This is a genomic window from Streptomyces sp. NPDC058295 (genome assembly GCF_042880655.1).
Taxonomy (GTDB): domain Bacteria; phylum Actinomycetota; class Actinomycetes; order Streptomycetales; family Streptomycetaceae; genus Streptomyces; species Streptomyces coriariae.
In genome coordinates, this window is the sequence record NZ_JBHVYO010000004.1 from 113,198 (window position 1) to 127,429 (window position 14,232).

Here is a 14,232-nt window from a genome sequence, read left to right on the forward strand (position 1 = left end):
GCTGGGTGCCTGGCGGATTACGCCTGGGTGTCCTGCTGGCGGTAGCCGCTCGCGATGAGCGTGCGGAGCCGGTCGAGCGGCTCCTCCTCGGTACCGGTGCCCTTGATCCAGGCGACGGAACAGGCCGCGAGGAACAGGTCGTGCCCCCGCACCGACGCGCGCACGCGCCCCGCGAGCTGCGCGGCTCGCACGTACTGATCGGTGGCGGAGATGAGGATGTCGCAGGGGATCGTGAGCGGGTTGTCCGGCTCCTGCGCCCGGGCCGCGGCCATGAGCGGGTCCGGCAGCCCGCTGAAGGCGCTGAAGTACTCCTCCATCGCCCGCAGCCACTGCTCCAGCGCCTCGGCCGGGTCGCCGAGCTGCTCGATCTCCGCCTGGCGGGCCACCAGTTCCTCGGAGCGCGTCTGGAGCACGGCCGCCAGCAGCGCCTCCCGGGTGGGGAAGTGCCGGTACAGGGTGCCGGGCCCGACACCTGCCTCCTTGGCCACCGCCTCGAGGGAGGTGCCGACCCCGTGCTGCAGGAAGTGACGCTGCGCGGTCTCCAGAAGGGCCGCGCGGTTGCGCTGGACGTCCGCGCGGGGCTTACGGCCCCGCTGTTCGACGGCGCTCATGCACCCTCCCGCCTGCCGTGATCCTGCGGCCGCATCAAAACGGATGCCGCCTCCGTATGTGTTCGAGAGTAAAGCGGAGGCTCCATCCGGTCAAATGGGCGGCCTGAGCGCGGAGCCCGGACAGCGCAGGGGGCCGACATGTTCGGCCATGGAGAGCGGGCGAAAGCCGTGCGGGCTGCACCATCCCAGGGTGCCCTGTCCGGCCCCTCCCGCGCCGGGCCCGGCCCGGTCCCTGGTAGGACGTCAGGGGGTGAGCTGTTGGTGTCCGATGACGGAGAGCAGTTCGAGTTTACTGTGGCTCTCCGTGCCGGGGCGGGTGGTCAGCACCACCAGGGTCTGGGCGCGGTTCTCGGTGTACAGAAGCTGGGCGTCGACCTCGATGCGGCCGAGCTGGGGATGGAGGACGGTCTTGCAGTCGTCGTAGCGTTGGGCGACCTCCTGAAGTTCCCACATGCGGACGAACTCGGGGCTGTGCTCCTGGAGTTCGGCGAGGATCCGGGCGGCTCGGGGGGTGTCGCTGCCGGCGGTCAGCGCGGCCCGCAGGCGTGCCGCCTGGGCACGGCCGTGGCGCTCGCGGCTTTCCTCGGGAACCATCAGGCGCTCGGCCGGGTCCATGAACCAGCGGTAGTAGCCGCTGCGGGCGAGGCCGGTGTGGCGGGTCTGGTCTCCGAGGAGCGCGATGGCCATCGGGTTCATCGCGAGGGTGTCGACCAGGTCGGTCTGCACCATGGCCGGGGAGTCGTCCAGGCGGTCCAGGACCCGCAGCAGTGTCGGGCTGACATGCTCGGAGCGCTCGAAGCGGGCCGGGGCGTTGTGGCCGATGAGGACGAAGAGATGGTCGCGCTCGTCGAGGGACAGCCGCAGTGCCCGGGCGAGAGCCGCGGTGATCTGGACGGAGGGCTGCGGAGCACGCTGCTGCTCCAGCCGGGCGTAGTAGTCGGTGGACATACCGGCGAGCTGCGCGACCTCCTCGCGGCGCAACCCCTGCGTACGCCTGCGCGCCCCCTCGACCAGCCCGACGTCACGGGGCCGCAGCGCCTCACGCCGATGTCGCAGGAATTCCGCCAGTTCCTTCTTGTCCATGCCGTCCATCCTCGCCGCATCCCGCCCGGCCATCCAGAGACCGCCGATCCATGGCTGAGCCCTCCTCTTCTGCCCGCGCGAAGCCGCGCGTACGGCCGACGCGAGGGCGCGCTCAGCGAGACGACCCGATGATCACCTGCCCCTGCGTGACCCGCTGGGCAATTCACCGACTGTCCGCGGTACGCCGCACGCCGTCGGCATGGAGGGCGGCCTACGGCGACGGTCTCCGTCGAGGACACCCAACGCTTTGGACGAGCCCGGGCCTCGTCGCCCGGCCTGGCCGATAGGACGAGGTTCGTCGTGTGACGGCGCTCGCGTGCTGTTGTTTCCCGTCGGAAATAACAGGTCGGTCAGCTGCCGCTGATCATGGCGAGGACGTCGTCGTAGGAGCCGTTGGCCTGCGCGTCGCGGATGAACCTGGCGCGCTCGACGACCAGCTCCTTCGCGTCGGGGTTCTCGCGCAGCAGGTCGAGGGCCTCGGTGAGGAAGTCGTCCAACGGCATGGATTGTTCGCTGTCCTGCTGGCCCATCAGGCTCGTGCGCACGCCCGGCGGGACCACCTCGATCACCTGGACGCCGGCGCCGGCACCGCCGAGCTGGATGCGCAGGCTCTCGGAGAAGGAGTGCAGCGCGGCCTTGGTCGCGCTGTAGGTCGGGGTGATCGGGAACGGTACGAACGCCAGCGCGGAGGTGACGTTCATGACGACCGCGTCGTCCTTGCCCACCAGCAGCGGCAGGAAGGCGTACGTCATCCGGATCGTGCCGAGCAGATTGGTCGCGACGTGATCCTCGGCGATCGGGAGTTCGGCCGTGTCGAGGAGGTTCTCCCGCAGCATGATGCCGGCGTTGTTGACCAGGACGTTCAGCTCGGGGTGGCTCGCCGCCACGGTCTCGCGGGCCCGGGCGATCGAGTCGGGGTCCGCGACGTCGAGGACCAGCGCGTCGATACCCGGGTGCTCGGCCGTGATCTCGTCGAGAAGTTCCTTGCGCCGGCCGGCGACGATCACCTTGTTGCCGGCCTCGTGCAGACGCAGGGCCAGACCGAGGCCGATGCCCGAGGTGCCGCCGGTGATCAGGATCGTGTTGCCGGTGATCTTCATGGGGGTCTTGCTCCTTCGGTACGGCGGGCCGGTGAGCGCCCGCAGCCTCGACCGTAGGGGCGCCCGCGCAGGGGCGGGAGAGGAAGGTTCATCCATGGATCGGCGGTCCCTGGCTGAGCCGTAGAAGACGCCACAGCCGGTCAGCGCCTCAGACCCGCCGCAGCGAGCCGACCGTGGGTCCGTGTGCGGTTGGCGCGTACTTCCGCGAATTGAACCCGGCGGAGCTGCGTTCGCCGGTCGTCACCTCGGTCTGCTGGAACTGGCGCGGGAGGAGCAGGGAGGCGCGTCACTCCCGCTCTCGAACCATGCCAGCGCCACTCGGCGGGCAACTGTCCTGGATCCAGAAGAGGTTCGCGCACCCCGCCGTCGTGGGAACGACGGCGGGGTGCGCACGGTTCACGGTCCTGCCGACGAGCGGCCGGCGAGCGAACGATCAGGCTGAGCCTCGCGTCCCCCGGGTAACGGGCCGCGTGCCCGCTCCCGGCGGGAGGGCCGTCGGCTGTCGGTCACTTGGCCAGGAAGGTGAGGAGGGCCTGGGTGACTTCCTGGGCGTGGGTCCACAGCAGGCCGTGGGGGGCGCCGTCGATGACGACGTAGTCCGCCTGCGGGAGTGTCTGGTGGAAGCGTTCTCCGGTGGCCTCGATGGGCAGGATGCGGTCGGCGGTGCCGTGCAGGATCAGCGCCGGGACGTCGATCTTGGGGAGGTCGGCACGGAAGTCGGTGGACCAGGTCGCCACGCAGGCCAGGGAGGCGTACGCGGAGGCTCCGGCGGCAACGTTCCAGCTGTTGCGGACGGCTTCTTCGCTGATGCGGGTGCCGAGGTTCTCGTCGAGGTTGTAGAAGTTCTCGTAGAACGCGGTGAAGTAGGCGTAGCGGTCGGCGGTGACGGCCCCTTCGATGTCCTTGAAGACGGTGCCGTCGACGCCGCCGGGGTTGTCGTCGGTCTTGAGGAGGAAAGGCTCGAGAGAGGCGAGGAAGGCTGCCTTCGCTATCCGGGCGGAGCCGTAGGTTCCCAGGTAGCGGGCAACCTCGCCGGTACCCATGGAGAAGCCGACCAGGACGACGTCGTTGAGGTCGAGGGTCTCCAGGACCGTGTTCAGATCGGCGGCGAAGGTGTCGTAGTCGTAGCCGGCGGTGGGCTGGCTGGAGCGACCGAAGCCGCGCCGGTCGTACGTGATCACGCGGTAGCCGGCCGACAGCAGGGCGGCGGACTGCTTCTCCCAGGAGTGGCCGTCGAGCGGGTAGCCGTGGATCAGTACGACCGGCTGCCCGGTGCCATGGTCCTCGTAGTACAGCTCGATGCTGGTCGAGTTCTCCTGGCCGACGGTGATGAACGCCATGCTGGTTACTGCCTTTCGGTGGGAAACGCGTCTGGTGGTGAAGTGCCCGGGTGGGCATGGCTGTGGGGACGTGCGATGACGCGACGGGGCGGAACCGTCGGTCAGCGGACCGTGCGGGCCGCCTGCTCCACGATGCGGGCGACGGCCTCGGGGCGGGACACGGATACCGCGTGCGACGCGTCGATGACCGTGGTGCGAGCCCCGGCACGGGCCGACATGTAGCGCTGGGCGGCCACGGGAATGTTGAGGTCCTCGGTGGTGACCAACGACCAGGAGGGGATCGTCTTCCAGGCTGCCTTCGTCGACTTCTCCTCCAGCGCGGCGGCGGCGATCGGACGCTGTCCTGCTGCCATGAGCCTGGCCTTGTCCGCCGCCACGTCCGCAGCGAACTGGTCACGGAACTTTTCCGGCTTGATGTACACGTCTGCGCCCTGACCACCGTCGGGCAGCGTGTAGTTGACGGATTCGATCGCCTGGCCGAGGGTGCTGCCGGGGAACTTGTTCGTCAGTCCGAGCGAACTCTCGCCCGTGTCGGGCAGGAACGCGGCGATGTAGACCAGCGCCTTCACCTTGCCCTCCAGGCCCGCGGCGGCCTGGCTGATGACGGTACCGCCGTAGGAGTGACCGACCAGGACCACGGGCCCGTCGATGTGGTCGACGACGCTGCGGAGGTAAGCGGCATCAGTAGCCGGACCGCGCAGCGGGTTGGCGGCGGACACCACGGGATAGCCCGCACGCTGCAGCCGGGTGACGACACCGTCCCAGCTCGCCGCGTCGGCGAACGCCCCGTGCTCCAGCACGATCGTCGGACGTGTCGGATGGTGGGACACCGCACCGGCTGCGCCGGGCAGGGTGGCGGCGGCCACGGACAACCCCACGGCCGCTGTGACACCGAGCAGGGCGGATCTGCGGCTCGGACGGGCCAGGCGGGTGATGCGCATGCGTGAATGTCCTTTTCCTTGGCTGTCGGCCCTCACCGGACCGTGCCGGTGAAGCGAGCCGGTGCGTTCGAGGAACGAAGCACCGGGTTCCTGTGGATGACCGAGTTGTAGTGCTTTCCGTCTGCGCCAGGTGATCAGCGCGGATCGGGCGGGTGCTGGGCGACACGCGACGGCGGCCCGGAGAGCGACTGCCGGGCTGCCGCCCGACCTGGCCCTGGAGCATCGCCCGACCCCTCGACTGGCGGGGCAGAACGTCTTTCGTCCTGTCCAACGATGAGGAGACAGGGCCGGTTCACCCCGGGGACGGGATGTTCGTTCGCGGGCATCGAACGTGGCTGCGTGGGGCACGGTGGTCAGCCGCTTCCCCGTGTGATCGAGCCTACGGTCGAGGGCATTCGCCTGGCGCCCAGGCAGTGGTGTGGCCGGCGGCGGACCTGGTCCGTGGGACAGACTCGCCCGGGTCCGCCCTTCTCGTGGCGGACCTCAGTCGGTGGAGTCCAGGACTTCGTAGACATGCCTCATGTAGCTGAGGGTCCGCTCCGAGCCGAGTATTCCGTCGCCCAGCCGGTTCATCGTGTACGAGAACGTGACGCGCCGGTCGAGGTCCATCATGACGATCGAACCGCCCCGGCCGACCCAGAAGCAGACCCTCCCGGTGGGCATGTCCGGCATCGTCCTCGCATCGGCGAGCGCGAAGCCGATGCCCCAGCGCACGGGAACGCCCAGGAACAGGTCGATTCCGTCGGCCTGTACGTCGAGGACCTTGTCCACCGTGTCCGCGGCGAGGAGCCGGTGGCCGTTCACCTGGCCGCGCCGTGAGATCACGGAGAGGGCACGGGCCATGCCTCGTGCGTTGCCGTGTCCGTTGACGGCTCCGAGTTCGGCACGGCGCCACTGCGGGGTGTCGACATGCTCGTCCCTGGCCGGGCTTCCGAGCAACGTCTTGGTGAAGATGCCCTCGGGATCTAGGCCGGCGGGCATTCCGGGGAGCTGCGACGGGGCCACCAGCTCGGCGATACGCGGCCAGTCGGCCTGCCGCGCACCGATCTGGACGTCGGCTTGTGACGGCTTGGCGATCTCGGTGTCGACGAACTCGGCCAGGGTACGGCCGCTGACCCGCCGGACAAGCTCTCCCACCAGCTGTCCCTGAGTCTGCACGTGGTAGCCCGAGGCACTGCCCGGCTCCCACCAGGGCGCCTGCGCGGCCAGCCGGGCGCTCGCGGTCGGCCAGTCGTACAGATCGTCGATGGTGAAGGGCTGCTGCCAGCCGGAAAGCCCCGAGGTGTGTGACAGGACATGCCGCACCTCGATGTCCTGCTTGCCCTGAGCAGCGAATTCGGGCCAGTAGTGCGCGACCGGGCGGTGCAGATCCAGTGCCCCCCGGTCGACGAGGACGAGGGCCGCCAGACTGCTGAGGGTCTTGGTGGTCGACCACAGGCTGACCAACGTGTCCTGGTGCCACGGAACGGTCCGCGCTTCATCGGCATGCCCACCCCACAGATCGACTTCCATGACTCCGTCGACATCTACGGCGATCGACGCCCCCAACTCCTCGCCGGACTCCAGGTGCGCTGCCAGCGCCGCTCGGACCGGTTCGAACCGGGCGGTGCTCGTTCCTTCGACGATGACCATGTCTTTTTCCCACTCCTGACGACGACCGTTCGACCACTCAACGGGATGAACATCACGCTGGTTCACCCTTCGTCGCAGGCGAGAGGTATCTGTGGGGCCCTCTGGCAGCAGGTCACCCGCAGTGGCCGTCCACAGGGGATCCGGCCTGCTCCGCGACACCGCCGACCCGAACGGACCGCGTACCGGATGCGTCTGCACGGGCCGTCCGGCGCGGGGTGCTCGCAGATCAGCAGCGCCGGAATCAGCCGCGGCTGCCGGTTCATTCCATGGCGAGCCGAGGTCGTGGTAGCAGATGAGCGGCCCCCCAGGTGGAGACGGCCCCGCCTGCAGGCGCCGCGGCCGGCGAAGGCGCCCGTGTCGTCGCGGCGCATCGCGCCGCCGTCGAGGTCACCGCCGGGTGACGTCCTGCTAAGGTCCTGTCCGGTATGCGGAAAGCGGACGACGGGGTCCTCGCCGCTCCGATCACCTGCTCCGGCCCCACCTCGGCGGACAGGTCACCGCGACCGAGGGGCGCGCGGGTGTCCTGGTGTGCCGGGGCCCGGTTTTCGTCACCGCGGAAGCGGGTCGCCCACAGGTCCGCGGATCATGGTCATGTGTGTGCCCCCGATGGCGGCGCCGTCGAGCGGGATTCTGAGTGGGTACGGTGACAACGGTGAGGCAGGGGCTCGACTTCGGACTGCTGGGTCCGCTGGTGGTACGGCGGGCGGGCACGGTACTCGATCCGGGTCGGCGCAGGCAGCGGCTGCTGCTGATCCGCCTGCTGCTCGCCGACGGCCGGGCGGTCGCTCCGCAGACGCTGTGCGAGGAACTGTGGCCGCAGCAGCCGGGACGGACCCCGGGCGGGGCAATGGGCTCCCTGCACGCCCACATCAGCAAGGTACGCGCGGTCCTGGAACCCCAACACCTGCGCCGACAGGGCATCTTCGAGGTGCTGGTCACCGAACCCCTGGGCTACGCCCTGCGTGTGCCGCCCGAGAGCCGTGACACCGTACGCTTCGAGCGGGCCCTTGCCCAGGCACACCGGTTCATGGAGCAGGGTCGGCCCGAACGCGTCGTGGAAGAGGCCGGAAAAGCCCTGGAGATGTGGCGCGGCACCCCGTTCGCCGACGCCGCGCACCACCTGTTCGCCACCAACGAGGCAGCACGCCTGGAAGAACTGCGGCAGACCACCCGCGAGATCCGCACCACTGCCCTGCTCCTGCACGGACGGATCACCGAAGCTCTGGACGCGGCACAGGAAATGACCACAGAGCATCCCCTGCGGGAAACCGGCTGGGCCTTGCTGCTGCGCGCCCTGTACCTCGCCGGTCGACACCCCGAAGCGCTTCAGCGCTACACCGACCTGCGCCGGCACCTCGCCGACGAACTCGGCCTCGAACCCGGCCCCTCCCTACGCGCCCTGCACCACGGCATCCTTCACCACGACCTGCCACCCCTTCACTCAGCCGGTGAACTGAACAGATTCGGCGCGGCGTCCGTCCCCGGCGGGGGTGCCGGGCACGGCAGCGGTCCGATCGGGTCGGCCGTGTCCGGGGTGCCGGACGGGGGCGAGGCAACCGCGCCCGTCGGCCCGGCCGCCGACGCGCCGTCCGACGCGGCCGATCGGTCCGACGCGAAGTGCGACACGGCCACGGATGATGAGGGAACCACGTCGCCGCCCCTGGCACGTCCGGCACAACTGCCGCGCAGTCTCCCGGTGTTCGCGGGGCGGGTGGCCGAGGGGGCGTGGCTGTCGGCCGTGAGCGGCGCCCCGGGCCGGCCCGGACCGACCGCGGCCCCTGTCGTCGTCATCAGCGGTGCTCCCGGTGTCGGCAAGACCACCTTCGCCGTCCACCACGCCCACCGCATCGCCCCCTCTTTCCCCGACGGACAGCTTTTCGTCAACCTGTGCGGATTCCACCCCCACGCACCCGCCGTCGAACCCGGCAACGCCCTGCAGGGCTTCCTCACCGCCCTCGGTGTTCCCGCCCAGCGCATCCCCGAAGACACCCAGGGCCGCAGCACACTCTTCCGCAGCCTCCTCGCCGACCGGCAGATCCTCCTCGTCCTGGACAACGCCCGAGACGAGCAACAAGTGCGCCCCCTGCTCCCCGCGGGAGCGGGCTGCCTCACCCTGATCACCAGCCGCAACCAACTCCCCGGCCTGATCACCACCGACGGCGCCAAACCCCTCACCCTCCCACTGCCCTCACAAACCGAGGCCCACCAAGCCCTCGAACGACGCCTGGGCACCGAACGACTGGTCGCCGAGCCCACCGCCACAGCCGACATCATCCGCCTGTGCGGACGGCTTCCCCTGGCCATGGCCGTGGTCGCCGCCCGCGCCGAACTCGATCCCTCCTTCCCCCTTCACGCCATCGCCGACGAGCTGCGACACACCCACGGCGGCCTCGACGCGTTCACCGGCTTCGACACCACCACCGACGTACGCGCCGTCTTCTCCTGGTCCTACCAGTCCCTGGACGAGACCGCCGCCCGGCTCTTCCGCTTCCTGGCCCTGCACCCCGGCCCCCACATCACCGCCCCGGCCGCCGCCGGCCTCGCCGGTCTTCCCCTCCCCCGGACCCGCCGTGCTCTCGCCTGCCTGGTCAGTGCCTGCCTGGTGGAACAGCCGCTACCCGGCCGCTACAGCCTGCACGACCTCCTGCGCGGCTACGCCACCGAGCTCACCCACACCCACGACAGCGCCCAGGAACGCCACCACGCCACTCTCCGGTCCCTGGACCACTACATGTTCACCGCCTACGAGGCCAACCAGCTCCTCAAACAGGACACCTCGTCCGACCTCGACCTCGGTGCACCCGCCCCAGGGGTCACACCGGAAAACCTCACCACCGTCCAGCAGGCGACCCGATGGCTCACCGCCGAACACCGGGTGCTGACCGGTTTGCTCCACACCGCCGTCAGCCGGCAGCTGGACCACCACACCACCGGGCTGGCCTGGTCGCTCAAGGAGTATCTCAACCGCCAGGAGTTCTGGCCCGAAGCCATCACCGCGCTGACCCCCGCCCTCGAAGTGGCCCGACGCCGCAACAACCGCCTTGAGGAGGGCCGTTGCCTACGTCACCTCGGCCACATCCACGGCTATCTCGGCCACCAGGAGCAGGCTCTTCAGCACCTGCGACGCGCCACCACGATCTTCGAGGAGCTCGACTCGACCGGTGAGCAGGCCCGAGCCCACTACGTCACGGCGTGTGCGCTGTTCCTGTTCGGCCGGATCCAGGAGGCCGTGGCATTCTCCGAGCGGGGGCTGGAGCTGTCCCGGGAGACCGGTGAGGAGTTGTGGCTGGCCGAGTGCCTCACCGAGCTCGCCTGGTTCCACTCCAACCTGGGGCATCTCGAGAAGAGCCTGCTGTACAGCGAGGAGGGCATCGCCCTGTTCCAGCAGCTGGACGCGCCGTGGCAGCTGGCCCAAGCCTGGGACATTCTGGGCTACAACCTCCGCATGCTCGGCCGTTACGAAGAGTCGGTGGCCACCTACCAGCGGGCGACGCGGGCGTTCGAAGAACTGGGGGACCACCGGAACGCCATCGGCACACTGATGCGACTCGGCGACACGCGGCTGGCCCTGGGCGACCGGAAAGGGGCACGAGCGGACTGGGCATGCGCCCTCGCCGGCGCCGACGAGCGAGCCATGCCCCACAGCGCTCAGCAGATCCGCGACCGGCTCACCGCTCTGGACATGGACGCGGACCCTACGCCCGCCGTTCCGGAGAGGGCGGAGGGGAGCCATCGGCTCCCGACGCCGAGGAGTGGTGACCCTGCGCGTCAGGGCTCCGAGCGGGACGGTTCGACGGATGGCCACTCGTCCGCCGTCCGCTGATCTTCAGCGGGCGTGCGAGGTTCTCCTGCGGTCCCGGACGGTTCAGACTGCTCAGCCGGACCGCCCGGGACCGAACCCGGCTTCACTCCTGAGTGCCGGCCGGTACGGTGCTCCCCCGCGTCGGGATCACACGAGCCGGAAGCTCGTCAGCTCGTCGTTGTGGATGGGTAGTACGCCGGTCGAGCCACCGACCCCGTAACACCCCATGTCGTAGCTGTAGTTCTCGTGCCGGTCCATACAGACGGTGCGGTTGGTCCGGTTCCGGAGCGAGGTCGTACGGTCGTTCATGTAACTGCCGGCATGGGGCGTGCAGTTCGGGCTCAACACCGGCCGGTATTGCTCCGGGCAGCAGGAACCGGCGAAGCCGTGAACCGATCACAAATATTCCTCTTCATCTCGACACAGGCGAGAACGCCGGGGGCATGGTGGATGGGAAGCACGCCTGCAAGGCGCGGCGCAGCGTCCGTCGCAGAACCGCGCGCCGTGTTCTCCGAGCGCGTGTCCCTCTCTTGCGAACGACCGGAACAGGGCGGCGGTTCACCTTGTGCCGCGGACGATGAACGGTCCGCCGCACAGAACGGGTCGTCATTTGGCCGCCGGCACCGAGGGCCGGAGCTAGCACCCGTGCACCAGGGCCGCCGAGCATCGCCCGCCGCCCGCCGACCTTCACCTGGCCCTTGTCGCTCTCGCCGGCCGGCACGACAAGGGAACGACAAGGTTTGGCTAAGGGCTTCCTACGAGTGTTGAGCCACTCGCCCGCACTTGCGGTAGAGCACGCCATAGAGCACTTGAACAGGAATGGGCACCACCCATGAACGGGATCATGGAAGCGGGGACCGCCCTCCTCGCTCCGGCTCGGGCGCACGCCCGGCCCGTCGCATCGGAGACCGACTGCGACGCCTTTGTCCGAGACATCTACGATCAGTACGGGCCTCTGCTCGTTCGGTACGCCGCGCGCCTGTTGGACGGCGACTGGCACAAGGCCGAGGACATCCTCCAGGAGACCGCGGCCCGCGCCTGGAAGCACGCCCGGTTCCTGGGCACCCGCGGCGAGCACATCCGGCCGTGGCTGTTCACCGTGGCGAGGAACCTCGTCATCGACCACCATCGGGCCCGGCAGATCAGGCCGTTGGAGCTCATGCCGGTCGAGGACCTGGACGCCTCCTGGGACAGCACGGAATCGACGATCACCTCCCATGTGGTGCTGAAGGCCCTGCAGGAACTGAACGAGCAGCAGAGAACCGTCATCCGACTCATGTACTACCTGGAATGCAGCGTCGCCCAGGCGGCCGAGCACCTCGGCATCCCGCCCGGTACGGTCAAGAGCCGCGCCTTCTACGCCGTGCGGGCACTGCGTGAGGGACTGCAGAAACAGGGGGTTTCCGGGGAGTAGTCACGGCCGGTGCAACCGTCCGTGCGCTCCACCGCTCCACCGCTCCACCGGGCCTGCATACGGCCCTCCGTGCGGGCTTTCTCCGCCTCCTGACGAGGCCCTCTCAAGTCGTCATCCCACGCCGTGCCCCCACAGAAGCGAAGCATGGTGAACTGCGAGTTGATCAGGGAGGAGCCGCCGTCCAGGCCCTGCGCGGTCATCGGCGCACTGGGCAGGACGCCGGAACCCACGTCGCCGGTGCCCGGAGTGCTCGACCGAGCAACGGCACTTCGCCGATGTGTCCCTGGCCCCCTCGACCATCGACCTGCGCGACTTCGAGGAGATGCGGCGGCCGACGCTCTGACCACGGTGCGAACGGTGTCAGAGCCGTGCGACGCGGCCCCTGATGCCCAGATCGACCCCACGCCGGGCGGGCGAAGCGGGCCCGCCCACCAAAGCGACGCCGTGGCGGTCGACTCGGAGAGAGGTCGTACGGCACGCATCATCTCGCGGCGGAGAGGCTGAACCTTACGAGGGCCGTGACCGTCCACAGCCCGGAAGCCATCAGCGCAGCCGATACACACGTCTGCATCGGTCTCCGGGAGCTGAGGTACCTGGCGTGGCCAGAGATACCGGCCTCGCCCGGTGATCGTCTCCCGCGATGGAGAACAACGCGGCTGACCCAGAGCCCCGAGATGAGCGTCATCCGAGCGTCAACGATCTCCGAACGAGACCCCGAAGACGTCTCCGTTGCGAGCGTCTCTCCCATGAATGCGCACGTCAGACAGCCTGCAAGGTCGGTCCTGTCGCTCGACCCCCTGTTCCGGGGGAAACAGGTCGAGCGACTCACCGGAACCGCGAAACCGCAGCTCAGGCCCCCTTGCCCACCGGCTCCAGAATCGCCACGCACTCCACGTGATGCGTCATCGGGAACAGATCGAACGCCCGCAGCATCCGCACCTTGTAGCCGCCGTCCCGGAAGTACGCCAGGTCGCGGGCCAACGCCGCCGGGTCGCAGGCCACGTACGCGATCTTCCGTGCCCCCAGCGAAGCCAGGTGTTCGACGGTCTTCTTGCCCGCGCCCGCGCGCGGCGGGTCGAGGACGATCAGGTCGACCTCGGTGATCCCGGTGCGCGGCAGCACCGCCTCGACCTTGCCCTGCTCGATCCGTACCCGCTCGAACCCGGCGAGGTTGTGCCGGGCGTCCTCCACGGCGCGCTTGCCGGACTCGATGCCCAGCACCGCACCCTTGTCGCCGAGGCGGTCGGCGAGGGCGCCCGCGAAGAGGCCGACGCCGCAGTACAGGTCGAGTGCCATGTCGCCCTTGCGCGGGAGCAGGCCCTGCATGACCGCCTTGACGAGGGTCTCGGCGGCCTGCGGATGGACCTGCCAGAAGCCGCCGCTGCCGACGCGGTACGTCCGGCCGTCGGCGCGCTCGCGCACGAAGGCCCGGCCGTGCACGCGGTGGATGCCGCCGTCGTGCTCCTCGACCCGCATGACGGAGACGGGCCGGTCCAGCTCGACGAGGGGCAGACGGGCGCCGGGGCGGGGTTCGAGGATCACCATGCGGTCCTGCGAGCCCGTCGCGGCGATCGCGTCGACGGACGCCATCCCGGACCAGTCGCGGTCCTCGATGCCCAGCTCGCTGACGCCCGGCGCCGCGATCATGCAGTGCTCGATCGGCTCGACCTCGTGCGAGCGGTGGCGCCGCAGCCCGGCATTGCCGTCGGCGTCGACGGCGTACTGGACGCGGGTGCGCCATGCGGGCACCTCGCCGGCCGGCAGCTTGTCGCCCTCGGCCGGCATCACGGTGCCGTCCCAGCCGGCCTCCTCGGGCGTGAGGCCCGCGAGCCGCAGCAGCTGCTCGGCGATCACCTCGCCCTTGAGCCGACGCTGGGCGCCCGGCTTGGCGTGCTGCCAGTCGCAGCCGCCGCAGCGGCCGGGTCCGGCGTACGGGCAGGGCGCCTCGACGCGGTCCTTGGACGCCTCCAGCACCTGTACGGCGTCCGCGCGCAGGTACCGGGCCCCTTCCTCGCCCTCGGTCACCCGGGCCACGACCCGCTCGCCGGGCAGCGTGTGCCGGACGAAGAGCACCTGACCGGCGTCCGTCCGGGCGATGCAGTGGCCGCCGTGGGCGACGGGGCCGATCTCGACCTCGTATTCCTGCCCCACGAGCGACACCGCCTGCGAATTCTTCGGTTCTGCCTGCATGGCGGGGTGACTCCACAACGTCGAACGAGGAACGGCCGGACAACAGCCCACCAGTCTACGTGGCTGTCGTCCGGCCGTTCACCATGCGCCGGGGCGGGGGTCAAGAGGCGAGGATCGCG

At 69.8% G+C, this 14,232-nt stretch carries 10 protein-coding genes; 2 read left to right on the forward strand and 8 right to left on the reverse strand.

The features are described 5' to 3' along the window. Nucleotides 1–17: 17 nt before the first annotated feature. The 6 genes from ACFVYS_RS05990 to ACFVYS_RS06015 form a co-directional block, all read right to left on the reverse strand. Nucleotides 18–611, reverse strand: a complete 594-nt coding sequence (locus tag ACFVYS_RS05990; RefSeq protein ID WP_389499276.1) for a TetR/AcrR family transcriptional regulator — start codon at nt 609–611, stop codon at nt 18–20. A gap of 243 nt (nt 612–854) precedes the next feature. Continuing rightward, complete coding sequence (locus tag ACFVYS_RS05995) at nt 855–1,694, reverse strand: helix-turn-helix transcriptional regulator (protein ID WP_389499278.1); 840 nt, start codon at nt 1,692–1,694, stop codon at nt 855–857. A 350-nt stretch (nt 1,695–2,044) separates the two neighbouring features. Further along, complete coding sequence (locus ACFVYS_RS06000) at nt 2,045–2,794, reverse strand: SDR family oxidoreductase (RefSeq protein WP_389499280.1); 750 nt, start codon at nt 2,792–2,794, stop codon at nt 2,045–2,047. A gap of 506 nt (nt 2,795–3,300) precedes the next feature. After that, nucleotides 3,301–4,134 carry an alpha/beta fold hydrolase gene (locus ACFVYS_RS06005; protein ID WP_389499282.1) on the reverse strand — a complete coding sequence of 278 codons (834 nt, stop codon included), beginning with the start codon at nt 4,132–4,134 and terminating at the stop codon, nt 3,301–3,303. A 101-nt stretch (nt 4,135–4,235) separates the two neighbouring features. After that, nucleotides 4,236–5,075 carry an alpha/beta fold hydrolase gene (locus ACFVYS_RS06010; RefSeq protein ID WP_389499284.1) on the reverse strand — a complete coding sequence of 280 codons (840 nt, stop codon included), beginning with the start codon at nt 5,073–5,075 and terminating at the stop codon, nt 4,236–4,238. Nucleotides 5,076–5,558: 483 nt separating this feature from the next. Next, a complete protein-coding gene (locus ACFVYS_RS06015) occupies nt 5,559–6,707 on the reverse strand; it encodes a serine hydrolase domain-containing protein (RefSeq protein WP_389499286.1) in 1,149 nt (382 codons plus the stop codon). Nucleotides 6,708–7,359: 652 nt separating this feature from the next. Here ACFVYS_RS06015 and ACFVYS_RS06020 point away from each other — a divergent pair. Further along, a complete protein-coding gene (locus ACFVYS_RS06020) occupies nt 7,360–10,530 on the forward strand; it encodes a BTAD domain-containing putative transcriptional regulator (protein WP_389499288.1) in 3,171 nt (1,056 codons plus the stop codon). A 126-nt stretch (nt 10,531–10,656) separates the two neighbouring features. On the opposite strand, the gene ACFVYS_RS06025 is transcribed toward ACFVYS_RS06020, so the two are convergent. Then, entirely contained in the window at nt 10,657–10,857 is a 201-nt protein-coding gene (locus tag ACFVYS_RS06025) for a peptidase inhibitor family I36 protein (protein WP_389499291.1), read from the reverse strand. 484 nt (nt 10,858–11,341) lie between these two features. Between ACFVYS_RS06025 and ACFVYS_RS06030 the strand changes: the two genes are divergently transcribed. Further along, nucleotides 11,342–11,923: a sigma-70 family RNA polymerase sigma factor gene (locus tag ACFVYS_RS06030; protein WP_389499293.1), complete on the forward strand. Its 582-nt coding sequence runs from the start codon at nt 11,342–11,344 to the stop codon at nt 11,921–11,923. 849 nt (nt 11,924–12,772) lie between these two features. Here ACFVYS_RS06030 and ACFVYS_RS06035 read toward each other — a convergent pair. Continuing rightward, nucleotides 12,773–14,113, reverse strand: a complete 1,341-nt coding sequence (locus ACFVYS_RS06035) for a class I SAM-dependent RNA methyltransferase (RefSeq protein ID WP_389499295.1) — start codon at nt 14,111–14,113, stop codon at nt 12,773–12,775. Nucleotides 14,114–14,232 lie beyond the last annotated feature (119 nt).